This window comes from Gammaproteobacteria bacterium, from assembly GCA_028819075.1.
Taxonomy (GTDB): domain Bacteria; phylum Gemmatimonadota; class Gemmatimonadetes; order Longimicrobiales; family Gaopeijiaceae; genus BD2-11.
The window spans coordinates 41,825-68,463 of the sequence record JAPPMM010000024.1 but is presented as its reverse complement, the minus strand read 5'-3'; the positions used below and the strand labels follow the sequence as shown (position 1 = coordinate 68,463).

Below are 26,639 nucleotides of genomic sequence, written 5' to 3'. Positions count from 1 at the left end.
AGCGGTGCAAATCACGCTTGACAAGCCCGCTTCTTCCCCCGCTATTGAAGCTTGTGTCGGTGCGTCCGTTTCGGCGCCGGCGCCGCGCATGATTCGATGCGTCTTGTCAATCGAGGGGAGGCACGATGAGGATACTTGTCGCCGGAATGATGGTTCTCGGCGTGGCCATCGCAGGCAACGATCCCGGGATTTCATTGGCTGACGGACCCTGGGGCGCGGAGCCCGCGGCACCCGTCTCGCCCGCGCCCGCGGTGAACCCCACCGGCGCGCCGCACCCCGCCCCTGAGACCCTCACCGGCCTGGTGCGCACCTATTGCGTCGTGTGCCACAACGACGTCCTCCTGACCGGCAACACCACCCTGCAGGCCTTCGAGGTCGAGAACGCGACCGACAACGCCCAGACCGCCGAGCGCATGATCATGAAGCTGCGCGCCGGCATGATGCCGCCCCCGGGCTTTCCCCGGCCCGGCGGCGACTCCCTGCTGGCGCTGGTCGAGACGCTCGAGTCCACCCTAGACGAGGCCGCGGCGCGCAATCCCAACCCCGGCAACCGCACCTTCCAGCGCCTCAACCGCGCCGAGTACGAGGCCTCCGTCGAGAGCCTGCTGGGGCTCAGGATCGACGCCGGCCTCTACCTGCCCCTCGACACCAAGAGCGCCAATTTCGACAACATCGCCGATGTCCAGCTGCTCTCCCCCACGCTCATGGACGCGTATCTGAACGCGGCCGCGGAGATCAGCCGGCTGGCGGTGGGCAACCTCGAAGTCCAGCCCAGCGAGACCACCTACTCCAAGTCCGGCTACTTCTCCCAGTGGGAGCGCATCGACGGGGCGCCCTTCGGCACCCGCGGAGGAATCTCCGCCCTGCACAACTTCCCCGCCGATGGCGAGTACAGCGTGAAGATGGCGTTCGACCACACGACCACCGGAGAGTTCTTCGGCAACGTCACCCAGGGCGAACAGATCGAGATCTCCATCGACGGAGAGCGCGTGGCGCTGCTCAACGTCGACCAGTTCATGCACGTCGCCGACCCAAACGGAGCGAACCAGGAGAGCCAGTCCTTCTTCGTCACCGCCGGGCCGCACGAAGTCTCGGCGGTCTTCCTCAAGCAGTTCGAGGGGCCGGTGCCCGACCTCATGTCGCGTCACGACTGGTCGCTGGCCGATCGCCGCATCGGCGCGGACGGGTACGGCATCACCGCCCTCCCGCACATCAAGGATCTGACCATTGCGGGCCCGTTCCAGGTGACCGGCGTGTCCGAGAACCCGGTTCGCCGCCACATCTTTACCTGCCGTCCCACCGCCCCCGGGGAAGCGGAGGCTTGCGCGCGCGACATCGTGACCCGTCTCGGCTCCGCCGCGTTCCGGCGCTCACTGACCGAACTCGACACCTCCGAACTCATGGAGTTCTACCGCCAGGGTGAGGACGCGGCCGGCTTCGAGACCGGTGTGCGGCTCGCCCTGCAGGCGATCCTGGCGAGCCCGGACTTCGTGTTCCGCTTCGAGCCGGTTGCGGGCAGCGCGCGCGACGGCAGCTATCGTATCAGCGAGCTGGCCCTGGCCAGCCGGCTCTCCTACTTCCTCTGGGGCACGCCTCCCGACGAGGAACTGGTGTCGCTGGCCGAGCGCGGCCGGCTCTCGGAAAACCTGCGGGACCAGGTCGAGCGCATGATCGCCGACCCGCGTTCCGACGCGCTCGGCACCCGCTTCGCCAACCAGTGGCTGCGCCTCCAGGACCTGGATCTGGTGCATCCGGACCGCCTTATGTTCCCCGACTACCACCAGCAACTGGCCGATGCCATGACGAGGGAGACGGAACTCCTCTTCATGAACCTGGTGCGCGAGGACCGGAGCTTCCTCGAGCTCTACACGGCCGACTACACCTTCGTGAACGAACGGCTGGCGAAGCACTACGAGATCCCGGGGGTCGTGGGCGAGGAGTTCCAGCGCGTCGAGTACCCGGACGACCGCCGGGCCGGCATCTTCGGCCACGGCAGCGTCCTCACCCTTACCTCGGTGGCCAACCGCACCTCCCCGGTGTTGCGCGGCAAGTGGGTGATGGAGGTGGTTCTGGGCACGCCGCCACCGCCCCCTCCGCCGGGCGTTCCCGACCTGGAGGAGACCGAAGCCGTCGAGGGCACCACCATCCTGACGACGCGCGAGCGCATGGAGCGGCACCGGGCGAGCCCGGTGTGCAACGCCTGCCACCAGTTCATGGACCCGATCGGGCTGGCGCTCGACAACTTCGACGTGACCGGCAAGTGGCGCATCCGCGAGCACGGCATCCCGCTCGACACCCGCGGAACCTTCTACGACGGGAGCGATGTGACCAGCCCGCAGGAACTGCGCGCGGTGCTGCTGGAGCGTCCGGAACCGCTGATCCGCCACTTCACCGCAAACCTGATGGCGTACGCGCTCGGTCGCCGAATGGAGTACTACGACCAGCCGGAGATCCGCGAGATCGCGCGCAAGGCGGCGGTCGAAGGCAACCCCATGTCGGCCTTCATCCGCGGCGTGGTCGAGAGCGAGGCCTTCCAGATGAAGAGCGCCGCCACGGTGGAGGACGCACAGAGCGGCAGTTGATCCGTCCTATGGTGGGGTAGGTGCCGGTGGTGCGCCGGCACCCGCTTCACGCCTCGGATTCACCCTGCCGCTGGCCGAGTTCCGTCTCCAGCAGCAGCAGCGCGGATTTGTCGTCGCCCGCCAGGCGCAGCCGGTCGACGATGTCGGAGGCGACCTTCTCCTCCTGCACCTGCTCGTTGACGAACCACTGCAGCATCACCTGGGTGGGGTAGTCGGTCTCCTCCACGGCGAGGCGGTATAGTTCGCCGATGAGCGCGGTCACCTTGCGTTCGTGGGCCAGCGCCGCCTGGAACACTTCCAGGGGCGAGCCGAACTCCGAGGGCGGGGCGTCGATGCGGCCTAGATCGACCCGACCCTCGCGGTCGTTCACGAAGTCGAAAATGCGCAGCGCGTGCTCCCGCTCCTCGTCCGACTGCATGCGCATCCAGTGGGCGAAGCCGGGGTATCCCGTCCGCTCGAAGTACGCGCTCATGGCGAGGTAGTACTGGCTGGCGTAGAACTCCTGCACTATCTGCTCGTTGAGCGCCGCCTCGACTCTGTCTCCAATCATCTGTTCCTGTGTCCCGTGGGTTGGTGAAGAAGGCTGGTTCCGCGCGTTCAGTACCCCAGAGCCCTTCCCCCGCGCCGGGGATCGGACCACGCGGTGAGCAGACCGTCCACGACGACGATCATCTGGACATCGCCGGAGAGCCCCCCTCGCTCGACGACGACGTGACCGAGCGCCTCCAGCCGCGAAACGGTCTCCGGCGAGAGCGCTCCCGCCTCGTAGAAGATCTGGTCCGGCAGATGCTGGTGATGGACCCGCGGCGCCAGAACGGCCTCGACCACATCCATCTCGAAGTCCACGACGTTGGAGATCGTCTGGAACACCGTGGTGATGATGGTCGCGCCACCCGGGGTGCCGGTGACCATTCCCAGCTCTCCGTCCGGCCCCAGGACGATGGTCGGCGACATGGAGGAAAGCATCCGCTTCCCCGGCTCGATGGCGTTGTTTTCCCCTTGCACCAGGCCGAACTGGTTGGCGAAGCCGGGCCTGGCGGCGAGGTCGTCCATGTCGTTGTTCAGAATGAAGCCCGCCCCGGTGACGGTGACCTTGCTTCCGTACCAGGAGTTCACGGTTGTGGTGACCGACACGGCGTTGCCATCGGCATCGACGATGGAATAGTGCGTCGTGTTCTCGCCCTCCTCGGGGACGGTGACGCCGGGAGACGTCCCGGCCTCCCCCACACTCTCCAGTCCGGGTCCGACCTCGGAGGACGGAGTGGCGGCATCCAGGGAAATGCTCGCTCCCCGCTCGCTCGCGTATGCGGCCGAGGTCAGGCGCTCCAGCGGCATTTCCACGAAGTCGGGATCCGCCAGGTAGTGGTTGCGGTCGGCATAGCCCCGCCGCCAGGCCTCGGCGTGCAGATGGATCGTCTGCGCCGACTGCCAGCCGAGGGAGGCAAGGTCGTAGCGCTCCAGGATCCCGGCGGTCTGCGCCATCGTGACGCCCCCGGACGACGGGGGCGGCATCGAGATGACCGTGTGCCCCCGGTATTCGAACGCGATGGGTTCGCGCCAGACTGCCTGATACTCGGCGAGGTCCCGGCGGGTGAGGATGCCGCCGCCACGTTCCATCTCGGCGAGGATGAGGTCCGCCGTTTCCCCAAGGTAGAAGTCGTCGCGGCCGATATCGCGGAGGCGCCTCAGAGTGCTGGCCAGGTCCGGCTGGCGGAGCGTGTCCCCGACGGCGGGCGGCTGGCCTCCGCGGGGCAGGAACTGCTCCGCCGAGGCCGGAAAGGCCTGAAGGGCCGCGACCATCGCGTCGCCCAGGGAGTTCAGGAATCGGGGCCGCACGGGGAAGCCTCCGGCAAGCTCGATCGCGGGGTCCAGGAGCGCGGCCCATTCCATGCGCCCGAAGCGCCGATGGATTTGCCACATTCCGTCGACGGTGCCGGGCACGCCGACGGAGAGATGGCCGACGACGACGTCCTCCGTGACTTCGCCGTCGTCGTCCAGGTACATGTCCCGCGTGGAGGCGAAGGGCGCGCGGGCGCGGAAGTCGAGAGCCGCCGTTTCGCCGCCTGCCGTCCGAAGCACCAGAAACCCGTCACCGCCGAGGTTCCCTGCTTCCGGGTTGACCACGGCCAGCGCGAACATCACCGCGACGGCGGCATCCATCGCGTTCCCGCCGGACCTGAGGACGTCGACACCGACCTGGCTGGCGAGTTCGTCGGTCGTGACGACCATCCCGTTGGTCGCGGTAACGGGGGCGGGTGTGTCCCGGTACCGCCACGACTCCGGAAACGCGGTCCCACCCGCCGGCGAGGGATCCCCACAGCCGATGCAGGCCGCGAGCGCCAGGACGAGAGCCGTGTGCAACAGCAGTGGCAGCCGCGCCATTCGTTTTCTCCTCTCCGGCAATCGCGGAAGCCTCCCGGGACGCACGAGGTTCGCCGACGTTTCCGAAAGCTGGTTGATTAGGCTGGAAGCCCGGATCCCCGCCGGGTCGGCCCTCAATGTACCGATCTTCCGATTCCGGGCCAGAGTGCGCTTTACTCCGGCCGCCTTGCCCTGTAGCTTTCCTGCTCCCCGTCTCCGGCGTTTCAGTTGAAGCGCCCGAGAACGCGGAGCGCACGAGTGAGGATCGCTGGCGGGTTAGCCCGCTGGAGGAAAGTCCGAGCTCCACAGGGCAGGGTGCCGGGTAACGCCCGGGCGGCGTGAGCCGACGGAAAGTGCCGCAGAGAGCAGACCGCCGATGGCCCCCCGGGGCACAGGCAAGGGTGAAAGGGTGCGGTAAGGGCGCACCGGGCCGCTGGCAACAGGGGCCGCATGGCAAACCCCACCCGGAGCAAGGCCGAATAGAGGACGAGGAGTTGCCCGCTCCACCCGAGTCCCGGGTAGGCCGCACGAGGCCGGCAGCGATGCCGGTCCCAGATAAATGATCCTCCCCCGTCTTCGGGCGGGGACAGAACTCGGCTTATTCCGTGCGCTCCGCCGCGGGGGAGCAGCCGGCATTGGCCGCGACACGCGCCCGTAGCTCAGCTGGATAGAGCGCTGCCCTCCGGAGGCAGAGGCCACAGGTTCGAATCCTGTCGGGCGTATCCTCTCTCGCGGGGCCATCCGCGCCCCGCCGCACGGCGATCAGCCGTAGCGCCCCTCGATGTAATCGGCGGTCTGGCGGTGCTGCGGGTTCAGGAAGACGTCCTCCGTACGGCCGTGCTCGATCAACTTGCCGATCAGCATGAACACGGTCTCCTCGCTGGCTCGCCGCGCCTGGGCCATGTTGTGGGTCACGATCAGGATCGTGAACTCGCCCCTCAGCTCCCAGATGAGCTCCTCCACGGCCGCCGTGCCCTTGGGATCGAGCGCCGAGCACGGTTCGTCCATGAGCAGCACGGCGGGCTTCACCGGGAGCAACCGCGCGATGCAGAGCTTCTGCTGCTCCTCGAGCGACAGCTCGGTGGCCAGGGTGTCGAGCCGATCCTTGACCGAGTCCCAGAGCAGCACCTTGCGCAGGGCATCCTCGACCAGTTCCTGCCTGCGCGCGCGCGAGACGCGGTGGCCGCGGGCGTGCAGCCGGTGGCCGAAGCTCACGTTGTCGCGGATGGAGAGCGGCAGGGGATTGGGACGCTGAAACACCATCCCCACCTGCTTGCGCACCTGCACCAGCTCTACCTCCGGCGCGTAGATGTCCTGGCCCAGAATCTCGATGCTTCCCGTGGTTCGGACGTAGCCGAGCCGCTCGTTGATGCGGTTGCAGCTCCGGAGCAGGGTGGATTTGCCGCAGCCCGAGGGACCGATGAGGGAGGTGATGATGCCCTGCTTCACGTGCAGGTTGACATCGAAGAGGGCCTGGAAGTCTCCATACCAGAGGTTGAGGCCCCGGGTCGCGATCGCGGCAGGTGCGGGAGCGGCAGCCGGCTCAGCCAAAGCGTCCCTCGATGTAGTCGTGGGTGCGCGGATCCTTGACGATGCCGCTGAAGATGCGCGCCGTGTCGCTGGTTTCGACGTGCTCGCCGGTCAGGAAGAACGCGGTCCGGTCCGCCAGCCGCCTCGCCTGCTGCACCAGATTGGTCACCAGCACGATCGACATCTCGTTCTTCAAGTCCTTGAGGACATCCTCTATGCGCATCGTGGTGACCGGATCCACGGCGATCGAGAACTCGTCCAGCAGCAGGAGATCGGGTTCCTGCGAAAGCGCGCGCGCGATGGTGAGGCGCTGCTGCTGGCCTCCGGAGAGCAGGCTTCCGAGCGAGTCAAGCCGGTCCCTGACCTCTTCCCAGAGCGCGGCGCGCCGGAGGCACCGTTCGACGATCTCGTCGAGCTCGCTGCCTTTGCGCACGCCCCGCAGGCGCGGAGCCAGGGCCACGTTCTCGTAGACGGTGAGCGGGAGCCCCACCGGGAGCGGAAAGACCACGCCGATGCGGCTGCGCAGCGCGTACACATTGCGCACGCGTCGGATATCGCGGCCGTCGAAGGTGATACGGCCCTCCACCTCCATCCCGGGGATGAACTCGTCCATGCGGTTGAGGGCGCGCAGGAACGAGGTCTTGCCCGAGCCCGCGGGGCCGATGACCCCCAGGATCTCGTTCCGGCGAATGGAGAGATCCAGCCCTCGCAGCGCCACATGGTTCCCGTAGCGGATCGTGAGGTTCTGCACGACCACCTTCGCGGAAAGCGCCTCGGCCGAGGCGCCGCCGCCGTTGGGCGCCCCGCCCGCTACCATTTCTTTCTCCCGCGCACGTACACGCGAAAGGCGATGGAGAGCGCGTTCATTGCCAGCACCATGGAAATCAGCACAAGCGCCACGCCGAACGGCAGCGCTTCCGGCGCGTCCGGTACCTGAGTGGCGATGACGAACAGGTGCAGCGACATGGCCATGGTCTGGTCCAGGACGCCCTGGGGCAGGAAGGGAAGGAAGAAAGCCGCGCCGGTGAACATGATGGGAGCGGTCTCTCCCGAGGTGCGCGACACCTCCAGGATGATGCCCGTGAGGATGCCGCTGAGGGCGTTGGGCAGCACGATGCGGCGAATGGTCTGCCAGCGGGTTGCGCCCATGTTCCAGCAGGCTTCCCGGAAGGCTCGCGGCACCGCCTGCAGCGACTCGCGGGTGGACACGATGACGACCGGGAGCGTCATCACCGCCAGGGTGAGGCTGGCCGCCAGAATGCTCGTGCCGAAGCGGAAGAAGAGCACGAAGGCGCCCACCCCGAACAGGGCGTGCACGATCGACGGCACCCCCGCCAGGTTGATGATCGCGAGGTTTATGGCGCGCGTGAGCCAGTTGTCGGGGGCGTATTCGCTCAGGTAGACGGCGGCCGCCACCCCCACGGGCACGGACGCGATCAGCGCCACGACCACCAGCCACACCGTCCCCACCAGCGCGGGTAGAATGCCCCCGGCGGTCATGCCGTCCACCGGCGGCGTGGTAAGAAACTCCCAGGAGATGACGGGGCCGCCCTCTACCACCAGCAGTGCCATGATGATCACGACCGGCAGGATGAGCAGCGCGGTCATCAGTCCGAGCAGAACGCGCACCAGCCACTCGACCTTCCGGTCGCGCGCGTTCAGCGAGGTGCCCGCGAACAACGGGGCCGCCGTACCGGTCATGGGCGCCCCCGCTCCCCCTTCCTGCGGATCCCGCGCATGATGGTATCGGCGGCCAGGTTGATCGCGAAGGTCACCAGGAAGAGCAGGATGCCCAGCGTGAAGAGCGCCCGGAAGTGATCGGAGCCGACGGCCGTCTCGCCCAGTTCCGCCGCAATGGTGGCGGTGAGCGCGCGCACGGAGTCGAACACGCTGTCCGGGAGGTTGATGGAGTGGCCGCTGGCCATGAGCACGACCATGGTCTCGCCGAACCCTCGTCCCACGCCCAGCAGCACCGCCGCCACCAGGCCGTTCTTCGCCGCGGGAATCACCACCTTGCGAATCACTTGCCAGCGGGTGGCGCCCAGCGCTTCGGCTGCTTCCCGATAGCCGTCCGGGACCGCCTTGAGGGCGTCTTCGGCGATGGTGGTCATGATGGGGGCCGCCATCAGCCCCAGGATGATCCCCGCGTTCAGGACGTTCAGCCCGATGGGAACGTCGAAGAAGTCGATGATCAGCGAGTTCATGATGCTGAAGCCGATGAAACCCCACACGACGGAGGGGATGGCCGCGAGCAGCTCGACGAGCACCTTGAGCGTTTCGCGCACCCGGCCGCGCGCGAATTCACCGATGAACACGGCGGCCGCCAGCGAGAAGGGGATCGACACCACCATCGCCAGCCCCGTAATGCTCGCCGTCCCCACGATGAGCGCCAGTGCGCCGTAGGTGGCATCCACCGCCGAGGTGGGCCGCCAGGCGATGGAGCCGAAAAACTCGCCCGCGTCGAACTCGGTGAACACGAACCCGAGGCCTTCGCGCGCGATGAAGGCGAAGATCCCGCCGATGAAGAGGATCGCCGAAGTGCCGCCGATGAAGACGAACACCGTCACCGCGCGGTCTGCGTACCAGGCGCGGCCGCGGTGGTCGAAGTCGCGCGAGCGGGCGAGCGCCTGCGGATTCATTGAGGGCCGATCAGGCGTCCTTATCCCGGGCTACTGTACGCACTCGGCGGGCATCGCCGGGGTGTAGCCCAGCTCCAGCATGATGCACTGCCCGGCATCGCCCAGCACCCAGTCGAGATAGGTCTTGACCGCGCCCGCCGGACTACCGGAGGTGTACATGAGCAGGGGCCGGGCGATCGGGTAGCTGCCGTCGAGCGCCGTCTCGATCGAGGGGGCGACGCACGACTCGCCGGCGCTGCCCATGACGCAGGGCATCGTGACCTCGGGGGTTGCGTAGGCCATTCCGCTGTAGCCGATCGAGCACGGCGTCTGGGCCACCAGGTGCACCACGTCCTTCGAGCCGTGCATGTCGTGGGAGCCGAGCTTGAAGTCCTCGTTGTCGAGAACCGCCTCGCGGAAATACGCGAAGGTGCCGGAGTTGTTCTGTCGGCTGACGCGGACGATCTCGTCCGATGCGCACCCCGGCACCTGAACGTCGAGCTGGCTCCAGCGCTCGATCGTGCCGTTCTCTCCGTAGATGCCCGCCAGCTGGTCCAGGGTAAGCCGGCCCACCGGATTGTCGCGGTGGACGTACACGGCCAGCGCGTCGTGGCCGACAAGGTGCTCTACGGGATCGTTGCCGTTCGCGCGAGCCGCCTCGATCTCCCGCGAGGTCATCTTGCGGCTCGAGTTGGCGATGTCCACCGTGCCGTTGATCATCGCCGAGATACCGGTGCCGGAGCCGCCACCCGAGACCGCCACGGCGACTTCGGCGTCGACTGCGCTGTACGCTTCCGCCCAGGCCTGGGCGACGGTGATCAGCGTATCCGATCCCTTGTTCTGGATCACCGCGCGCGCACCGTTCTCGGCGCGGCCGCCGCAGGCGATGACAAGGATCGACAACAGGGTGGACATGCTACGTCTCATTCTCGGTTCCCTCCATGGATGATCGCTGCAATCGGGCATACCCGCTCCCTGCGTCGGAACCGGGGCCACCATAACCTATCCGCACGGCGGGCCCTCCGATACCGGGCGCCGGTGCGCTGCGCGCTTCTGTTACGAAAGTGTTGCCTCGCCGGGACGAGAAGGCCGATCGGGGCCTCGGCGGGCCAGCTTCCACACGCCCACGGTGAGCACCGGTACGACGTACACGGCCAGGAAGACCCAGGTCATGGTCCCGTATCCCCGCGCGATCAGGTCGATCAGCCCGAATTGGGCGATGAGGGCGCCACCGAGCAGCAGGCCTGTGCCGATCCCGGTGCGCAGGCGGGCGGGCATCTCCGCCTTGCGCCGTGCGTAGACCGCCGCTATGCGCTCGTTCACCGCGTGGATCATCCCCGCCCCGGTCTCGATCAGGGTTCCGAAGAGCGCCAGCTGGAACGCGAGTTGGAACCAGCGCATGCCGAGCGTTTCGAGCAGCGCGTTCGCGGGGACGGTGCGGTCAAGGATCTCCGGGTACTGTCCCACCATGGCGAGGTAGAAGAGCAACCCGGGGATGATGGCGATCGGGCCGGCCAGCAGGCCCGCCGAGACCGCCTCCCGGCGGGTGCCGACGTGCCGCATCACGAAGAGCAGGCCGGGAATGGTCGCGAGGTTGTAGGCGGCGTAGCGCACGCCGGCAAGGAGCCAGCCCTCGCCCGCCGGGACGGCGGCGAACCTCTGCGAGATTTCTCCCCCGAAGGAGACGAAACAGAGGACGAAAAAGAGGACGAACACGGCGTAGAGCACGAAGGACCAGCCGGCGAAGAAGCGCTCTATGGTCTTCGACCCGCGGAACACCAGGTAGCCGATGGCGGCGATCATGCCGAGCACCCCGGCAGCGTAGCTGATGCCGAACGTCTCTTCGAGTATGCTGCCGGCCGCGGCCGCGATGACCGCCAGAACCAGCATGAGGAACGCCAGGTATGCCGCTTCGTAGGCGACCCACCAGCGCCCACCCAGGAGGCGGCGGAAGAAGGTTCGGTAGTCGTAGGCGGAGAAGCGGCGGGCGAAGTCGAAGGTCACCGCGCAGGTCGCGCTCCAGATCACCGTGGACACCAGCAGCATGGCCATGAGGCCGCCGCGGGGACCCTGCGTGAGGAAGAACTCCACGAGTTCGCGTCCGGTGCCGTACCCGCCTGCGATGACCACCGACTGAAAGACGAATCCCGGGAGCAGGTAGCGGCGGAAGAACGAGTGCTGGGCGGACGTGGTCACGGTCTGGTTCTCCGGGCGAGGGCCTCCGGGGCCACGCGGGCGGGGGTGCGAGCCCTGAGCCTACGGGGGCCGGATCGGCATGGCAAACCGGCGGGCCACCTCGGGGCGGTCCGTTGCCAAGTTTGGCACGACTCTTGCTCTATGTCCTGCCAGGCGGACCTGGCTGAAACCGGGCATGCGCCGGTCGCGTAGGCCCGGAAGACAGGGGGAGTGGGATGAGCACGGAAGAACGAATCAGGCACCTGGGAAGAGCGGCATCGAGGGCGGAGGATGAAGGGAGGTACCGGGAAGCTCGCAATCTGCGGCTTCTGGCGCGTGACGCTCGACCCATCTCTTCCTTGAAGGACGTTCCGAACATTTCCCTGGCCGGTTCGAGGGAATGAGTATCGGCTGAGTCGAGATGTGGGGTGGGGTGGTGAGGCCCCCGAGCCCGTGGAAGCGGGTTCGGGGGCTTTGGTATTGAGCGCAGCGTCGGCGGATCTCCGCGGTCCCGGCGACCAGCGACATGTCGATCAGCAGCAGAAGGCCTGAGTGCCAGCATCTTGACAGCCGATGATGGATTTCCGTCGTTGAAAGGCGGGCGGTCCGTCGCCCGCCAGGCTGGAAAACTGCCGCAGCAGGGAGCAAGGCCGTGAGATTGAAGGGAAGCGATTGGCGCGTGATCGGAGGGATGCTGGCCTGTTTCGCGGTCGGCGCGTGCGCGGGCGACGACGAAGCGGGAGACTCCTTGTCCGGCTCGTCCAGGGACGCTCGGGCGGCCGCCGCGACCATCACCGAAGCCGACTTTCTGGACCGGGTGGCGATTCTGGCCCACGACTCCATGCGGGGCCGGGCCACGCCGAGCCCGGAGATCGAGGAGGCCGCGCGCTGGATTGCGGGAGAGCTCGCTGCAATGGGACTCGAACCGGGTGGTGGCGGGGGCGAGTTCATCCAGCGCTACTCTTTCCGTCCCCGGATAGTTGATCTCGAAGCCCCTGCGATCGACGCGCCCAACGTGGCCGCCGTGCTGACGGGCAGCGATCCGGAACTGCGGAACGAGTACGTCGTGTTCAGCGCCCACATGGACCACGTGGGAGTGCGGGATCCGGACGCGAGCGGGGACAGCATCTACAACGGCGCCGACGACGACGCCTCCGGAACGGCCGCGGTCATCGAGATCGCCGAGGCGTTTGCCGCCCTCGAAGAGCCGCCGGCGCGGTCGACGGTGTTCCTGCTGGTGAGCGGGGAGGAGCGGGGCCTGCACGGAAGCCGCGCCTACGCCGACGACCCGCCGGAACCGGTCGCCTCGGGGCGCATGGTGGCCAACCTCAACATGGACATGGTGGGCCGCAACTGGCCCGACACCATCGTGGCCATCGGCAAGGAGCACTCGGATCTGGGGGCGACCCTGCAACGCGTCAACGCGGCGCATCCCGAGCTCGGCATGACCGCCATCGACGACCTGTGGCCGGACGAGAACTTCTACTTCCGTTCGGACCACTACAACTTCGCGCGCAACGGCGTGCCGGTCCTCTTCTTCTTCAACGGGACCCACGACGACTACCACCGGCCGAGCGACGAGGTCGAGCTGATCGACGCCGAAAAGGGAGCGCGCCTGACCCGGCTCATCTTCTACCTGGGGCTCGAGATCGCCAGCGCTCCGGAGCCGCCGGAGTGGAATCCCGAAAGCCGCCGCATGATCGTCGAGATGATCGAGAACAGGCGATGAGCGTCCGGCTGATGCCGCTGGAAGACTATCGGGAGTATCCCGTCCGGGAGATGCGCGCCCGTGCGCGCGCGTTCCGCGAGGAAGTCCGCCGCCGGCGCACGGTGCGCGACTTCTCACCGCGCTCCGTGCCGCGCGGGATCATCGAGGACTGCCTGCTCGCCGCCGGTTCCGCCCCCAACGGCGCCAACCACCAGCCCTGGCACTTCGTCGTGGTGAGCGACCCCACGGTGAAGAAGCAGATCCGCGAGGCCGCGGAAGACGAGGAGCGGGCCTTCTACCGGGGACGGGCGCCGGACGAATGGCTGCGGGCGCTCGAACCCCTGGGCACCGACGAACACAAGCCCTTCCTGGAGGTCGCGCCGTACCTGATCGTGATCTTCGCCGAGAGCTACGCTCTGCTCCCCGACGGGACCCGCCGCAAGAACTACTACGTGACCGAGTCGGTCGGCATCGCCACGGGGCTGCTCATCACGGCCCTCCATCACGCCGGCCTGGCATCGCTCACCCACACGCCCAGCCCCATGGGCTTCCTGAACCGCATCCTGGGCCGTCCGAAAAACGAGCGCCCCTTCCTGTTGCTGGTGGTGGGGTATCCGGCGGACGACGCCAGGGTGCCCGTCATCGGCAAGAAGTCCCTGCGCGAGATCGCGACCTTCAGCGGGTAGCAACCCCGCGGCCGGCCACTCGCATTGCGGGTTGGTCTTGGATAAACTGCGCCCATGGGCACCCGCCGGACGCGGGCACCTGTCAACGGTTCCACCCGTTCAACCGGACGAGGCACAATGGGACGCCTGGATGCAGACACAGGACGGGACTCGGCGGAGATCCGCGCCTTCACAAAGGCGATTCTGAGGGACCTCAAGGCCCTCGAGAGGATGCTCTCCGAGGGCATGATCGAGTCCGGGGTGCGCCGCTTCGGCGTGGAACAGGAGTTCTTCCTGGTGGACCGCGGCTGGCGCCCGGCGACCGTCGCGCTCGACGTGCTGGAGCATCTTCCGAAAGACACCTTCACGACAGAGCTGGCGCTCTTCAACCTGGAGGCCAACCTCCAGCCCAAGCTCCTCACCGGGCGCTGCTTCTCGGCCATGGAGGTCGAAATCGAAGAGCGGATCGCGCAGGCGCGCGCCTCCGCGCAGCGGCAGGGGGCCGACATCGTCCTGTGCGGCATCCTGCCGACCCTGGGCAAGTCCGACCTGTCCATGGACAGCATCACGCCCATGCCCCGCTACTACGCCCTCAACGATGCGCTCAACCGCATCCGCGGCGGGTCGTCGTACCGGCTGCGCATCGAGGGCACCGACGAGATCTTCGTCGAGCACGACTCGGTGATGGTGGAGGCGTGCAACACCAGCTACCAGGTGCACCTTCAGGTTTCCGCGGAGGAGTTCCCGAGCTTCTACAACGTGGCCCAGCTGGTCACCCCGCCGGTGCTGGCGGCGTGCGTCAACTCCCCGCTCCTCTTCGGCAAGCGGCTCTGGAACGAGACCCGCATCGCGCTCTTCGAGCAGTCGATGGACACGCGCAGCGCAACGCCGCACCTGCGCCAGACCAGCACGCGCGTGCGCTTCGGCGAGCGCTGGATCAACAAGTCGGTGACCGAGCTCTTCGAGGACGACATCGCGCGCTTCCGCGTGCTCCTGACCGGAGAGGTGACGGAGGATCCCTTCGAGGTGCTTGCACGGGGCGGCGTGCCCCGGCTCCCCGCGCTGCAGCTGCACAACGGCACGGTATACCGCTGGAACCGCCCCTGCTACGGCATCAGCGAAGGCAAGCCGCACCTGCGCATCGAGTGCCGCGTGCTGCCCTCCGGTCCCACGATCATGGACGAGGTTGCCAACGCCGCCTTCTGGATCGGTCTCGTGCTCGGAGGCGCCCGGGAATACGGAGACGTGGCCGGCCGCGTCGACTTCGACTACGCCAAGGCCAACTTCGTGGCCGCCAGCCGCCGAGGCCTGGACGCCGGTTTCCACTGGCTCACCGGCGAGACCGTGAGCGCGCGCGATCTCCTGCTGGGTGAACTGCTTCCGCTGTCACGGAGCGGGCTCGAGGAGCTGCAGATCGAGGAGACCGAGATCGACCACTACCTGGGGATCGTCCAGGGGCGCATCGAGTCCGGCATGACCGGCGCGACGTGGCAGCTCAAGTCGCTGCGCAGCATGAGCGGCCAGGGATCGGCCGCAGAGCGCATGACCGCGCTCACCTCCGGGATGGCTCATCGGCAACGGGATCCGCGTCCGGCGCACACCTGGGAGCCGGCCGAGATCTGGGAGGCGGGCGGCTGGCGCTACAATTTCCTGAAGGTCGAGCAGTACATGGTGACCGACCTGTTCACCGTGCATGAGGACGAGCCCATCGAGCTGGCCGCCTTCCTGATGGACAAGCAGAACATCCGTCATGTGCTGGTGGAAGACGACGACCACACGCTGGTCGGGCTGGTCTCGTACCGCGCGATCCTGCGCCTGGTCGCCGCCTCCGGCGTCCCAGGCATCGAGGAGTCCGACCCCATCCGCACCATCATGGCCTCCGACGTGGTGACCGTGGAGCCCGAGACCTCCACGCTGGAAGCGATCAGGATCATGCGCGAGAAGCGCGTGTCCGCGCTCCCGGTGGAGAAGAACGGCAAGCTGATCGGAATCATCAGCGAGCGCGATTTCCTGCCGATCGCCTACCAGCTGCTGGAAGAGAAGCTGGAGGAGGTCTGAGGGGTCCCGACCCGCGACCTCAGATCTTGATGTAGATCCGGCGCCGGTGCAGCAGCCAGGCGACGGTGAGCCAGAACGCGACCTGTGCGAGCGCGAGGGCCAGCGAGCCATTGTAGTCGCCCGCCCAGGACTGGAAACCGTTGCGGAAGATCCAGTCGTAGAGGGATGACGCGGCGGCGTCGGGCGCGGGGATCCGCGCCATCGTCTTGGCCACCATCCCGGATGCCACGAAGATGGCGATGGAGTTCATTCCGCAGGCCATGAACGGTGCGCTCCAGGCACTCCGCCATCGCTTGACGTCGATGGCCCAGAACATCGTGCCCAGCAGCAGGAGCGCGGTTCCGGCGGTGAAGACCACGTAGGAACTGGTCCACAGGTTCTTGTTGATGGGGAAGACGAGGTCCCAGGCGAGTCCCAGCGCGACCATCACCGCGCCCGCCATCCACATCTCCCAGGCGAGCCGGCGGCCGGAGCGGCCGCTTTGGAGCCGTTCGCCGCAGAAGATGCCCAGGAGGCAGGTGGCGATGGCCGGGAAGGTGGAGAGCAGCCCTTCCGGGTCCCATGTGCCCGACCACAGCCGGCCGGGCATGAGGATGCGGTCGATGTGGGCGGCGAGGTTGCCGTCCGGCGAGAGGTCGCCCGGTGCGGAGCCGGGGACCGGCACGAGCATCATCACGGCCCAGTAGCCCAACAAGAGCGCGGCTGTGGCGGCCATCCTCCCGCGGGCGGAAGCCCACAGGTACAGCCCGGCCGCGGCGAAGTACACGAGGCCGATGCGCTGGAGGACGCCGTATAGGCGCATCTCGCCGAAGTCGAAGTCCGGGATGGCGCGCATGGCGAGCCCGATCGCGATGAGAATCAGCGAACGGCGGATGACGTGCCGGAACAGGCTGGAGCGGCTGGCTCCTCCCGCGAGCCTGCCCCGGAAGGAGAACGGCATCGCGACGCCGACGATGAACAGGAAGTACGGGAAGATGAGATCGGTGGGGGTCCACCCGTGCCACTCGGCGTGGGCGAGAGGCGCATACACGTACGCCCAGCTGCCCGGGTTGTTGACCAGCACCATTCCCGCGATGGTCAGGCCCCGGAACGCGTCCAGGGAGAGGAGGCGGTCCGACGTTTCGGGCATGTGGACACCAGAATCCGGGAACGTGTCATCCTTGCCGGGATTTCGATTCTAACCGTTCCCGGTGGTGAACGCATTGGCGGTGAGATGTCGGGGCGTCGGAGTGGGTCCCGTGGTTCGATATCCCTGCTTGTCCATCTGAGATATCTTGACTAGGATTGTCAGTATACCGTGTTCTGCTCTTTTTCGGAGGGTTTCGATTGAGGAAGACCAGCGTAGAAGTTGACCACGGCCTCATCGAGCAGGTTCGGCTGCTGCTTGGAACAGCCTCAATCAAGGAGACAATCGACACCGCGTTGCGCGAAGTGCTGCGGCGCGAGGCCAGGCGCCAGGAGATAGCGGCGCTCTCCACCATGGAGGGGCTTGATCTGGCCAACGAGACCGTCATGGCCAAGGCGTGGCGTCGTTGACACCGCGGGAAACGCCCGTCGCCTACCTGATTGACCAGAGTGCTCTGGCCCGCATGGAGGATCCTCGGGTCGGGGCGCGAGTGGTGCCGATCATCGAATCAGGCCGGGCGGCGACATGCTCCGTCGTCGAGCTCGAGGTCCTCTACTCGACACGCAATCATGCCGAGCACGCGCGTGTTCGGGCTCGACGGGCGCTGGCCTATCGGCGCATCGACCTTACGGAGGCCGTTTTCCAGAGGGCGATCGCCGTTCAGGGGTTACTCGCCCGCCGGGGACAGCACCGGCTGCCCATCCAGGACCTGATCATCGCGGCCGCGGCGGAGATGGCCGGCGCGACCCTTCTTCATTACGACTCGGACTTCGACACGATCGCGCTCGCGACGGGGCAGGATGTCGAGTGGGTCGCTCCGCGAGGCTCCCTATAGGCGTGGGCTACGCCACCACCTCCGCGAACGCGTCTCCCATCTTCTCCAGCGCTTCCTGCAGCTCGTGGGCGGGCGGGCCGAAGCCGAGCCGGAGGTAGTGGTCCATGCCGAAGTGGTCGCCGGGCACCACCAGCACGGACTTCTCGGCGCGCAGCTTCTCCGCCAGCACACTTGAGTTGACGGGAGCGTCGTAGCGGACGTAGCAGATGGCGCCCGCGTCGGGGGGATGGTAGCGGAAGAGGCCGTTTTGGGACTCCATCCACTCGGTGACCAGCGGCAGGTTGCTGCGCAGGATCGAGCGTGTGCGGGCGAGGATGCGGGCGCGGGCGTCCGGGGCCAGAGCGGCGGTCGCGAGGATGTCGGAAAGGGTCGCGGGGGTGATGGTGGTGAAGTCGGTGCGCGCCCACAGCGTCTCGGTGATGTCGACCGGGGCGACGATCCAGCCGATGCGCAGCCCGGGCGTGCCGTACGCCTTGGAGAGCGAGTTGGTCACGATGGTGCGGTCGTACTCGCCCCACATGGAGGGCGTGGGGATGCCGGAAAGCTCCGCGCCCTGGTAGACCTCGTCGCAGAGGATCCACGCCCCCGCCCGCTCCGCGGCTTCGACGATGCCTCGCCGCGACTCCGGGCTGAGACACGCTCCCGTGGGGTTGTTCGGGTTGGTGATCAGGATGAAGCGAACGTCGTCGTCGAGGATGGCGCGCAGTTGATCGAGGTCGGGCTGCCAGCCCGTCTCCTCAAGCAGCTCGAAGGGGCGCACCAGGCCGCCGAAGTTCCGCACCAGCCCGGGCACCTGCATGTAGTTCGGGACCATGACGGCCGCGGGGGCGCCCGGCTCCATGAGCTGCCAGCAGGCGGCCATGTTGGCCTCCGCGCCGCCGGTGGTGACCACCACCTCGTCGGGAGTGACGTTGTCGTAGAGGGCGGCGATGCGCTCCCTCAACTCGTCCGACCCGTTCGACTGGCCGTATCCGAGGCTCGACGCTCCCAGATTCTCGATGCCGGTGAGTTCGATCAGTTCGTCCAGCGAGAGCGGGTCCACTCCGCTCTCGGAGAGGTTGTAGCGAACGCGGTGCTCGAATACGGACTGCCAGCGCTCCATCTCGAATCGGTCGAGCTTCACGGGCTTGCCTCTCCGGGTTCAGGGCGCGCGCGGGGCGCGTTGATGTGGTTTCGGGCCGCGCGCGTGGTGCGTTGACTTGGGGCGCGCGGGCGCGTTGATGCTGATTTGGGCCGCGCGGGCGGCGGCTAGCGGATCCCTACCAGGCCGCGCACGGACTCGATGAGGGCGTCGCTGTCCCAGCCGATGCCGTGCCGGAAGACAATGCTCGTGTTGCGGATGTGTCCGTCGGCTTCGACGTCGCCCTCCACGACCGCGAGATCCGCGCGCTTGCCGGGCTCCACGCTGCCCACGTCGTCGTAGATTCCCAGTACGCGGGCACCGTTGGCGCTCATGATTTCCGCCACCTCGGGAGCGGTGAACCCGGCTTCCAGCAGCAGCTCGAAGTTGCGCTGGTCGCCCAGCCCCGGCGGCGCCGCGCCGTAGCCGGTCGGGTCGACGCCGGCGGCCAGGAGCCCTCCCGCCTGTACGAAGGCGTACTCGTAGTCCATCGCCACCCGCAGCAACTCGGGAGAGAGGCCCATGCCGGATGCGGGATCGGTGCCGCGGATGCGGTCGAACTGCGCCCGCACGTCGGCGGCCACCTCGGGCGCCAGGACTTCCCATACCCGGGGATCGAGGTCGCCGCGGCCCGGCACGGAGATCTCGTAGACCGCCAGCGTCGAGGTCATCGACACATCGTTGTCGACCATGTCCCGGAAGGTCTGCTGCACGTCCGGGCCGTTCACGTCGAGGTCCCCGTAGGTGTTGCGGAACCCGGGCGGACACTCGTCGGGCTGCTTGGACGGATCGTACTCGCTGTTGGCGAAAAGGCCGTGCTCGAGGTTGTCGATCCCGAGCGCCACCGCCTCTCTGTAACCCACTGAGCAAAGATGCGCAGTGACGTTGATGCCGTGGGCATGGGCTTCCTCGATCGCGGCGCCCAGCTCGGCCCGGCTGATCCAGGTATAGGCCTTGAACCAGTCCACGCCCTCCTCGGACCAGTAGCGCACCACCCGGCGGGCGGATTCCGGTCCGTCCAGTTGCGCCATCGTGCGGCTCCCCCGCTGTCCGGTGAGGTAGGGTCCGGTGATGAAGATGGTCGGCCCGACGGCGAGCCCGGCCTCGATTTCCTCCTGAAGGTTGATCTCCTCGTAGGGCGCGCGCGCGCCGGTGGTGCGGATGGTCGTCAGGCCGGAGGCCAGATAGAGCCTGGGGGCGCTGAAGGAGAGCTGCGCCGCCCGGCCGCCGGCCGCCGTGTAGAAGCTGTGGTTGTGCAACCCGATCAGCCCGGGCATCACCGTGTGTCCTGCCAGGTCGAGCACCTCGGCGCCACCGGGCACGTCGACCTCGCCGTCGTTGCCCACCGCCGCGATGCGGCCGTCCGCGATCACCACCGTCTGTCCGTCGCGCGCGGGTTCGCCGGTGCCGTCGAGGAGCTTGACCCCGGTGAGCGCCACCGGGTCGGCGTCGACCGCGATCAGGTCGGCGAACTCCTGGGTGACATCCGCCGCCGGCTGGGCCGCGGCGGCTTCCGGCGCGGGTGCGTCCGCTTCCTGCGGGGCAGGCGCCTCGCACGCGACGCCCAGCGCCACGAAGGCGGCCGGCAGAAGCAGCTTTGCGAATGGGGCGTTTTGTTCGCGTGGGTCTCTCATTGGTCCTCCTCGTACGCGATATCGTTCCAGAGCATCAAAAAGGCACGGCTGCGGGGCGCCGCACAATGGGTCAGGGCTCGACCTCGAACACGAACTTCATCCCGGCCTCGATATGCTCCGCGATGTGGCAGTGCACCATCCAGCGCCCGGGGTTGGACAGCTCCAGCAGGATGTCGGTGGTGGATCCGGTCGGGAGCAGCACCGTGTCCTTCCACACAAGGTTGTCGTTGGCGACGCCGTTCTGCGAGAGCACCAGGAAGCGCTGTCCGTGGATGTGCAGCGGATGCTGCATGGCGTGAAACGCGTTGCGGTCGTTGTGAAGCCGGATCTTGACCACGTCGCCCACGCGGAAGCGCCAGCTGATGTCCATGTTCTCGCGCGCGGTCCCGGATTCGCGCAGGATCCAGCGGGCCTGCCCGCCGTCGCTCGCCCAGTTCATGACCGGCATGGTGCCGCTCCACTCCACCGGGTTGAAGTAAACCCAGTCGTAGAGCATCGACTGTTCGACGGCGCGGGGAAGATCCTCGACCTCGAGGGTGAGGTCCAGCGAATGGTCGACGGGGCGGTCAAACTGCTCGCGGTAGGCGTCGATTTCGCGCGCGACATCCGCGTTCTCGCGCAGGGTCGCGAAGGCGTGTGCGTGATCGACCGCGCCGGGCTCGGGGTCGACGACGATCCGGCCCATGACGCGCGACTCGCTAAGGAAGACGCCTTCCCTGTGGCTGATCGCCTGCACCCGGTTGGCGAGCACGAACTCGCCGGGCTCGTCGAAGCGCACCTCCACGACGTACCGCTCGGCCGGGGAGATGACGACGCTCTCGGACATCACCTCCCGCTCGAACCTGCCCACGTCGGAGGCAACCACCTTGACGGGCAGGGGGATCGAGGCGCTGGACGGGATGACGGGTTCGCCGGTCAGGATGCCGGACGGGTCGAGCGTGGCGGAACTCTCGTCCGCGCGAGCGAACGAAAGGTTGAACGTGCGCGTGTTGGAGACGTTGGTGAGGAAAAAGCGCACCACCTCGCCGCGCCTCACGCTCAGCGCGTAGTCCGGCTCGCCGTTTACGAGAAGGATGTTGCCGAAGCGGCCCATGAGCGCGTAGTTGCTCGCTTCCTCGCCGAAGGGCACGATGCCGTCCTCCCCGAGCAGAAGGTCGTCCAGCATCAGCACCTGTTCCTGGTTCGCCGGGCCGTAGTAGTCGGGTCGCGGCGAGTCGACCAGCAGGTTTCCGTAGAGGCCCATCTCCTGCTGTATGTCCTCGCGGTGATGAGGATGGTACCAGTAGATGCCGGCGTCCGGGAAATGGATCTGGTAGCGGAAGGTCTCGCCGGGCTCGACCGGGTCCTGGGTGACCCCGGGGACCCCGTCGAAGCGGTTGTCCAGACGGATGCCGTGCCAGTGGATGGCCGTCGGCAGCGGGGTTCGGTTGGTGAAGTTGACGAAGATGGTCGCGTTCTCGGGCACCTGGATGAGGGGGCCCGGCTGCTGCCCGTTGAAGGCAAGCATGACCACCGGGCGGCCGCCGATGTCGCGGCGGACGAAGTCGGCTTCGAGGTCGAGCGTGCCGCCGTCGCCCAGGCGCACCAGCTGGCGCGGGCGGACCGGGGGGAGGTCCTCCGGCGCCGGGGCTTCCGGCAGAAAGCCGTCCACGCGCGGCCGCAGCGCCATGATGCCCGGCAGCATCGGCAGGCCGGGGTACATGGGGGGCAGGCTCCATGTGGATCCATCCATGCCGCCGGCGTGGTCATGGGACATGCCCTCGGGCGCGCGAAGGGCCTCCGGCGCCTGGGCCAGCAGGTCGTGGGCTTCCATCAGGCTGCTGGGCGAGCGGCCGCGCAGCACGAGCCGGCCCTCGCGCTCGGTGGCGCTGGCGGATGCCTCCGCGGTGACCATGATGAGGAACTTGTTGAACGAGACTCGGCCGAGGGGATTGCGGCCGTTCCCCACCGGCCCGAGCCGGATCATCGGATCCAGCGTGGGGGTGGTCGCCCACGCCACGTAGGCCTCGAATGGGCCCAGCTGGCTGGGGTCGGGAAGTCCGCTGATCCAGGCGGTCAGGTTGGACACATGGTTGCCTTCGGCGGTCACCGTCACCCCGAAGGGACCGGGCACCCGGCCCAGCTCGACCACTCCCCACGCATCCCGTGCGGCGGCCGTGGCGTGCAGGTCGAAGCAGAAGAGATCGGTCGGCGTCTGCCCCACGGGAGAAGCGGCGCCGCCGGCCAGTCGGGCGCCCCGGGCCCCCGCGGAACAGAGGCTGGAGAGGTCGGACTGCTGGGGTGCGAGCGCCGCGGCGCATCCCGGCAGGAAGCCGGCTAGGGCCACCACGCTGAACGCCGCCTGCAACAGGTCGCGCATCGTCTCCCACGCCTGCAAGGTGAATCTCCAGGTTCCCGTTTGGGTTCCCGGACGGTTGTTCCATAATATGGGTGCCCGCCGCGCACGCGAATGAAGATAGACCCTTGCCCCGGGAGACGGCCGTGAAGACGAGGGAAGCGCACTGGTACCACTTGGCCGCCGCTCGAATGTCGCGGCGCGATTTTGTGAGAATCGGGCGGGATGTGGCCGGCATCGTCGCGCTGGGCTCGCTTGGCGCCTGCCGGGCCGACCGCTCGGCGCAGCTGGCCGTCTCGCCCTTCCCGTCGGGGGTCGCGTCCGGCGATCCCGACGCCGGGGGAATGGTGCTGTGGACGCGCCTGTCCGGGGAGGGGATGCGCGAAGCGGGTCTGGCGGCGGAGCCGGTCGCGGTGCGCTGGGAGGTGGCGGCCGACGAGAGCTTCGCGCGCATCGTTCGCTAGGGCACCCAGCTGGCCGTGCCCGAACTCGGTCACTCGGTACACGTGGAGGTGGAGGGACTCGAGTCCGACCGGCCGTACTGGTATCGCTTCATGACGGGAGGCGACCAGAGCCCGGTCGGACGCACCCGCACCCTGCCCGCGCCCGGCACGCCCGCCGACCGGCTGCGCTTCGCGTTCGCCTCGTGTCAGAACTACGAGCACGGCTACTTCACGGCCTACCGCCACATGGCGGAGGAAGAACTGGACCTGGTCTTCCACCTGGGCGACTACATCTACGAGGTGGGATACGGCGACAACCTGGTGCGCGCGCACGAGGCGGGCGAAGTGTTCACCCTCGACGACTACCGGGCCCGCTACCTCCTCTACCGGTCCGACCCCGACCTGCAGGCCGCTCACGCGTCGTTCCCGTGGGTGATCACCTTCGACGACCACGAGGTGGACAACAACTGGGCGTCCGACGTGGCCGAGGACGACCAGTCTCCCGCGCAGCTTCTGCTGCGCCGCACCGCCGCCTTCCAGGCCTTCTACGAGTTCATGCCCGTGCGGCGCTCGTCCATGCCCAGCGGGCCCGACATCCAGGTCTACCGGCGGCTCCACTTCGGCGGCCTGGCCGACCTCCATGTGCTGGACAGCCGCCAGTACCGCTCCGACCAGGCGTGTGGCGACACCAACGGGCCGCTGTGCCCGGAGGCCCTCGAGCCCGGCCGCACCATGCTCGGGGCCGAGCAGGAGGAGTGGCTGTTCGGGGGCTTGGCCGGGTCGGAGAGCCGCTGGAACGTCCTGGCCAACCAGGTCATGATCGCCCGGCTGGAGGGCTCCCGCGACGGCGAGCCCACCGTCTCGATGGACCGCTGGGACGGCTACCCGGAAGCGCAGGGCCGGCTGCTCTCCTTCCTCGACCAGACGCGGCCGCCGAACCCGGTGGTGCTCACCGGGGACATCCACAGCAACTGGGCGGCCGACCTGAAGGCGGACCCCCGCGACCCGTCGTCCGGCGTCGTGGGCGCCGAACTGGTGGGCACTTCCATCAGCTCCGGCGGAGACGGGGAGGATACGCGCCCAGGTACCGCCGACTCGCTGGCCCGCAACCCGCACATCCACTTCTTCAACGCCCAGCGAGGCTACGTCCGCTGCGAGGCAACCCCCGAGCGGCTGGCCGCCGACTACCGCGTCGTGCCCTACGTGACGCGACCGGGAGCCCCGCTCGAGACGCGCGCCTCGTTCGTGGTCGAAGCGGGCCGGCCGGGACTCCTGCCCGCGTGAATGCCGCGCATGCCCGGGTTCCCGCCCAACGCCTTCCCCCTCCGAGGGAGCCGCATTCATCACGGCCTCGTGCGCGCGAGGTCCGAATCAGGTTACTATGACCGGACGGGCCCGCGTGGGTCCGGAAATCCTGTTGCCATCCTGCCGAAGGAGTTCGCCATGCGAACCAGCGTCGTCCATTCGACCATCGTGAAAACCGGGGCCGCCGTTCTGGCGCTCGCTCTGGCGGCCGCGCCCGCAGCCGGGCAGTGGACATCACTGAAGCCGGGCAGCGACAACATGGACGTGCTCGGCCACGTCCCCCTCGGCCCGCAGCTCAGCATCGCGGACATCGAGCTCGAGCAGGAGATGCACCGTCCCTACGCGTACGTCGCGCGCATGGTGTACGGAGAGGTCGGTCCCAAGGGCACCGACATCATCAACCTCGAGGATCCCGAGAAGCCGGAGGTGATCTACCGCTGGCGCATCGAGAATCAGGACCTGCACCAGCGCACGGGCGGCATGGACGTCAAGTACTTCAAGCTCGACGGCCGCTACTACGTGGTGCAGTCGCTGCAGTTCGGCCAGGGCGGCCCCAACCCCGATCTGGGCGCGGTCATCCTGGATGTCACCGGGCTCCCCGATCCGACCACGGTTCGCGAGGTGGCGCGCATCCGCGAGCCAGAGCTACCCGGGGGCTTCCACAACATCTTCATCTACAAGCACTCGGACGGACGCGTCCTGCTTCTCACTACGGTGCGCGGCCCGTTCGCCCACGCCTACGACATGGCGAAGGCGGTCGATGGCGATCCATCGGACGCGCTGGCGGGGCGGATCCCGGTTCCCGAGTCTCCGCTCGGGCAGGGCAGCGGGCGCGGCTATCACGACTTCTACGCCGCCTGGCACCCCGACACCGGGCAGGACCGCTTCTACGGCGGCGGCACCGGGGGCTATTACGTCTACAACATCAGCGACCTGGACAACCCGGAGCTGGTGGTCACGATGACGGGCATCAGCGGCGTCCGCTCGGGGCACACCTTCACGCCCAGCCCCGACGGCCGCTACGTCATCGCCGAGACCGAATACCAGTACGCGCCGCTGCGCATCTTCGATCTTCAGCCCGCGCTCGAGGGCACGCAGACGAACATCAACCGGCCCATCTCGGCCTGGACCGCGGACTGGCAGAACCTCGTGCACAACCACGAGGTGCGCTGGCCCTACGTCTTCGTCTCCGGGTATCTCGACGGCCTCCAGATCTTCAGCCTGATGGATCCGACCAACCCGGTCACCGTGGGCTACTACGACACCTACGTCGGCTCGCCCAACGCTCGCGACTTCCGCACCCCCGTGTTCAACGGGGCGTTCGGCGTGGACGTGCGCAACGAGGACGGGCTCATCGTCGTGAGCGACATGAGCACCGGTTTCTGGACCTTCCGCATGGAGGGCTTCAGCGGCTGGAACGGCGAGGACTGGGGCATGCCGGACATCTCCAGCGTCCAGAAATGGGACGAGACCCGTCCGCGCCCGGTCAGCCAGGAGCCCTGACCCCATGATGGTGACCTGATGATGGGCAAGATGCTGCTGGCGCTCGCGCTTCTCGCCGGGATGGCTCCGGGAAGCGGAGATCCCTCTCCCGGGATTCCTCCGGCGACGTGCGCGCTGCCGGATGCCGTCGGGCCGACCGAGGCGTTCCACGCGCCGCTGCCCGAATCCGCCGCCCCGGTCGACGCGCCGGCCTACTACGCCTTCCCGGTGGTGAGCACGCGCAGGCTTCCGGGCACGGGCCTCGCGGCGGGACTCGGCGAGGTGACCTTCCCCGACTCCCCGTTCGGGGTCACCCTGGCCGAGGACGGCAGCTACGTGCTCGACGTGTGGCTCTCGGTGGAACGCCTGATGGCGCCCCGCGAAGGCGTCTATGTGGGATGGCTGACCACGCCGAACCTGGACAAGGTCGAGCGCATCGGCGCGCTGGCCGACGGCGGTCCGCTCCGAGGCCGGGCGCAGTGGAACAAGTTTCTGCTGGTGGTCACGCTCGAGCCCGCCGACGATCCCGGGGCCGCGATGTGGACGGGCCCGGTGGTGATGCGCGGCATGTCCCGCAGCGGGCAGATGCACACCATGGCGGGGCACGGCGCCTTCGAAGAGGAGAACTGCGCCGCCTACGGCTACGATTGAGGCAGCCGACG

The 26,639-nt window shown here is 67.9% G+C and carries 21 protein-coding genes, 1 tRNA gene, 1 other RNA gene and 1 pseudogene; 12 read left to right on the top strand and 12 right to left on the bottom strand.

Going from position 1 to position 26,639, the window contains the following annotated elements; translation table 11 throughout:
- Positions 1-125: 125 nt before the first annotated feature.
- Positions 126-2,582 (top strand): DUF1592 domain-containing protein, encoded by a 2,457-nt coding sequence (locus tag OXU32_06065; GenBank protein MDE0073530.1) that lies wholly within the window; start codon positions 126-128, stop codon positions 2,580-2,582.
- A 46-nt stretch (positions 2,583-2,628) separates the two neighbouring features.
- Here the strand turns inward: OXU32_06065 and OXU32_06060 are convergent, their stop codons facing one another.
- The gene (locus OXU32_06060; GenBank protein ID MDE0073529.1) at positions 2,629-3,132 is read right to left on the bottom strand and encodes a ferritin; all 504 of its coding nucleotides are present in this window, start codon (positions 3,130-3,132) and stop codon (positions 2,629-2,631) included.
- A gap of 47 nt (positions 3,133-3,179) precedes the next feature.
- On the bottom strand, positions 3,180-4,964 hold the full coding sequence (gene ggt, locus OXU32_06055) for a gamma-glutamyltransferase (GenBank protein MDE0073528.1): 1,785 nt from the start codon (positions 4,962-4,964) through the stop codon (positions 3,180-3,182).
- A gap of 226 nt (positions 4,965-5,190) precedes the next feature.
- On the opposite strand from ggt, the gene rnpB reads away from it, so the two are divergent.
- Both rnpB and OXU32_06045 read left to right on the top strand, forming a co-directional pair.
- An RNA gene (gene rnpB, locus OXU32_06050) (RNase P RNA component class A) lies at positions 5,191-5,561 on the top strand.
- Positions 5,562-5,591: 30 nt separating this feature from the next.
- A tRNA-Arg gene (locus OXU32_06045) sits at positions 5,592-5,665 on the top strand.
- A gap of 40 nt (positions 5,666-5,705) precedes the next feature.
- Here the strand turns inward: OXU32_06045 and OXU32_06040 are convergent.
- From OXU32_06040 to OXU32_06015, 6 genes are all read right to left on the bottom strand, one after another.
- Positions 5,706-6,494: a phosphate ABC transporter ATP-binding protein gene (locus OXU32_06040; GenBank protein ID MDE0073527.1), complete on the bottom strand. Its 789-nt coding sequence runs from the start codon at positions 6,492-6,494 to the stop codon at positions 5,706-5,708.
- Positions 6,487-7,290 (bottom strand): phosphate ABC transporter ATP-binding protein, encoded by an 804-nt coding sequence (locus OXU32_06035; protein ID MDE0073526.1) that lies wholly within the window; start codon positions 7,288-7,290, stop codon positions 6,487-6,489. The genes OXU32_06040 and OXU32_06035 overlap by 8 nt, the downstream gene beginning before the upstream one ends.
- Positions 7,284-8,174 carry a phosphate ABC transporter permease PstA gene (gene pstA, locus OXU32_06030; protein ID MDE0073525.1) on the bottom strand — a complete coding sequence of 297 codons (891 nt, stop codon included), beginning with the start codon at positions 8,172-8,174 and terminating at the stop codon, positions 7,284-7,286. The genes OXU32_06035 and pstA overlap by 7 nt, the downstream gene beginning before the upstream one ends.
- Complete coding sequence (gene pstC, locus OXU32_06025; GenBank protein MDE0073524.1) at positions 8,171-9,112, bottom strand: phosphate ABC transporter permease subunit PstC; 942 nt, start codon at positions 9,110-9,112, stop codon at positions 8,171-8,173. The genes pstA and pstC overlap by 4 nt, the downstream gene beginning before the upstream one ends.
- Positions 9,113-9,142: 30 nt before the next feature.
- The gene (locus tag OXU32_06020; GenBank protein ID MDE0073523.1) at positions 9,143-10,018 is read right to left on the bottom strand and encodes a phosphate ABC transporter substrate-binding protein; all 876 of its coding nucleotides are present in this window, start codon (positions 10,016-10,018) and stop codon (positions 9,143-9,145) included.
- 129 nt (positions 10,019-10,147) lie between these two features.
- Positions 10,148-11,287 (bottom strand): hypothetical protein, encoded by a 1,140-nt coding sequence (locus OXU32_06015; protein MDE0073522.1) that lies wholly within the window; start codon positions 11,285-11,287, stop codon positions 10,148-10,150.
- Positions 11,288-11,918: 631 nt separating this feature from the next.
- Between OXU32_06015 and OXU32_06010 the strand changes: the two genes are divergently transcribed.
- From OXU32_06010 to OXU32_06000, 3 genes are all read left to right on the top strand, one after another.
- A complete protein-coding gene (locus tag OXU32_06010) occupies positions 11,919-12,995 on the top strand; it encodes a M20/M25/M40 family metallo-hydrolase (protein ID MDE0073521.1) in 1,077 nt (358 codons plus the stop codon).
- Positions 12,992-13,660, top strand: coding sequence for a nitroreductase family protein (locus tag OXU32_06005; protein MDE0073520.1), 669 nt, complete (start codon positions 12,992-12,994; stop codon positions 13,658-13,660). Before OXU32_06010 ends, OXU32_06005 begins: the two co-directional genes overlap by 4 nt.
- Positions 13,661-13,777: 117 nt before the next feature.
- A complete protein-coding gene (locus OXU32_06000; GenBank protein MDE0073519.1) occupies positions 13,778-15,697 on the top strand; it encodes a glutamate-cysteine ligase family protein in 1,920 nt (639 codons plus the stop codon).
- A gap of 19 nt (positions 15,698-15,716) precedes the next feature.
- Here the strand turns inward: OXU32_06000 and OXU32_05995 are convergent, their stop codons facing one another.
- Complete coding sequence (locus OXU32_05995) at positions 15,717-16,826, bottom strand: DUF5009 domain-containing protein (GenBank protein MDE0073518.1); 1,110 nt, start codon at positions 16,824-16,826, stop codon at positions 15,717-15,719.
- A 197-nt stretch (positions 16,827-17,023) separates the two neighbouring features.
- Here OXU32_05995 and OXU32_05990 point away from each other — a divergent pair, with 197 nt between their 5' ends.
- Positions 17,024-17,233: a hypothetical protein gene (locus OXU32_05990; GenBank protein ID MDE0073517.1), complete on the top strand. Its 210-nt coding sequence runs from the start codon at positions 17,024-17,026 to the stop codon at positions 17,231-17,233.
- Positions 17,230-17,658 (top strand): PIN domain-containing protein, encoded by a 429-nt coding sequence (locus OXU32_05985; protein MDE0073516.1) that lies wholly within the window; start codon positions 17,230-17,232, stop codon positions 17,656-17,658. The genes OXU32_05990 and OXU32_05985 overlap by 4 nt, the downstream gene beginning before the upstream one ends.
- Before the next feature lie 7 nt (positions 17,659-17,665).
- On the opposite strand, the gene OXU32_05980 is transcribed toward OXU32_05985, so the two are convergent.
- The 3 genes from OXU32_05980 to OXU32_05970 all read right to left on the bottom strand — a co-directional run bounded on the left by OXU32_05980 (position 17,666) and on the right by OXU32_05970 (position 22,771).
- Positions 17,666-18,781 carry an aminotransferase class I/II-fold pyridoxal phosphate-dependent enzyme gene (locus tag OXU32_05980; GenBank protein ID MDE0073515.1) on the bottom strand — a complete coding sequence of 372 codons (1,116 nt, stop codon included), beginning with the start codon at positions 18,779-18,781 and terminating at the stop codon, positions 17,666-17,668.
- Positions 18,782-18,906: 125 nt separating this feature from the next.
- Positions 18,907-20,412, bottom strand: coding sequence for an amidohydrolase family protein (locus OXU32_05975; GenBank protein MDE0073514.1), 1,506 nt, complete (start codon positions 20,410-20,412; stop codon positions 18,907-18,909).
- A 70-nt stretch (positions 20,413-20,482) separates the two neighbouring features.
- Positions 20,483-22,771: a multicopper oxidase family protein gene (locus OXU32_05970; protein MDE0073513.1), complete on the bottom strand. Its 2,289-nt coding sequence runs from the start codon at positions 22,769-22,771 to the stop codon at positions 20,483-20,485.
- Positions 22,772-22,938: 167 nt separating this feature from the next.
- Here OXU32_05970 and OXU32_05965 point away from each other — a divergent pair.
- From OXU32_05965 to OXU32_05950, 4 genes and pseudogenes are all read left to right on the top strand, one after another.
- A pseudogene (locus tag OXU32_05965) lies at positions 22,939-23,331 on the top strand (PhoD-like phosphatase N-terminal domain-containing protein).
- Between the two features lie 12 nt (positions 23,332-23,343).
- A complete protein-coding gene (locus tag OXU32_05960; protein ID MDE0073512.1) occupies positions 23,344-24,474 on the top strand; it encodes an alkaline phosphatase D family protein in 1,131 nt (376 codons plus the stop codon).
- 159 nt (positions 24,475-24,633) lie between these two features.
- A complete protein-coding gene (locus tag OXU32_05955) occupies positions 24,634-25,998 on the top strand; it encodes a hypothetical protein (protein MDE0073511.1) in 1,365 nt (454 codons plus the stop codon).
- 18 nt (positions 25,999-26,016) lie between these two features.
- Positions 26,017-26,628: a hypothetical protein gene (locus OXU32_05950; GenBank protein MDE0073510.1), complete on the top strand. Its 612-nt coding sequence runs from the start codon at positions 26,017-26,019 to the stop codon at positions 26,626-26,628.
- The last annotated feature ends 11 nt before the right edge of the window (positions 26,629-26,639 follow it).

Bases quoted from the DNA above. Each gene is read 5' to 3' on its own strand.
- OXU32_06060 (MDE0073529.1), bottom strand. From the start codon at position 3,132: ATGATTGGAGACAGAGTCGAGGCGGCGCTCAACGAGCAGATAGTGCAG.
- OXU32_06035 (MDE0073526.1), bottom strand. From the start codon at position 7,290: ATGGTAGCGGGCGGGGCGCCCAACGGCGGCGGCGCCTCGGCCGAGGCG.
- OXU32_05975 (MDE0073514.1), bottom strand. From the start codon at position 20,412: ATGAGAGACCCACGCGAACAAAACGCCCCATTCGCAAAGCTGCTTCTG.
- pstC (MDE0073524.1), bottom strand. From the start codon at position 9,112: ATGAATCCGCAGGCGCTCGCCCGCTCGCGCGACTTCGACCACCGCGGC.
- OXU32_05970 (MDE0073513.1), bottom strand. From the start codon at position 22,771: ATGCGCGACCTGTTGCAGGCGGCGTTCAGCGTGGTGGCCCTAGCCGGC.
- OXU32_05955 (MDE0073511.1), top strand. From the start codon at position 24,634: ATGCGAACCAGCGTCGTCCATTCGACCATCGTGAAAACCGGGGCCGCC.
- OXU32_06020 (MDE0073523.1), bottom strand. From the start codon at position 10,018: ATGAGACGTAGCATGTCCACCCTGTTGTCGATCCTTGTCATCGCCTGC.
- OXU32_06005 (MDE0073520.1), top strand. From the start codon at position 12,992: ATGAGCGTCCGGCTGATGCCGCTGGAAGACTATCGGGAGTATCCCGTC.
- pstA (MDE0073525.1), bottom strand. From the start codon at position 8,174: ATGACCGGTACGGCGGCCCCGTTGTTCGCGGGCACCTCGCTGAACGCG.
- OXU32_05950 (MDE0073510.1), top strand. From the start codon at position 26,017: ATGATGGGCAAGATGCTGCTGGCGCTCGCGCTTCTCGCCGGGATGGCT.
- ggt (MDE0073528.1), bottom strand. From the start codon at position 4,964: ATGGCGCGGCTGCCACTGCTGTTGCACACGGCTCTCGTCCTGGCGCTC.
- OXU32_05995 (MDE0073518.1), bottom strand. From the start codon at position 16,826: ATGCCCGAAACGTCGGACCGCCTCCTCTCCCTGGACGCGTTCCGGGGC.
- OXU32_06065 (MDE0073530.1), top strand. From the start codon at position 126: ATGAGGATACTTGTCGCCGGAATGATGGTTCTCGGCGTGGCCATCGCA.
- OXU32_06000 (MDE0073519.1), top strand. From the start codon at position 13,778: ATGGGACGCCTGGATGCAGACACAGGACGGGACTCGGCGGAGATCCGC.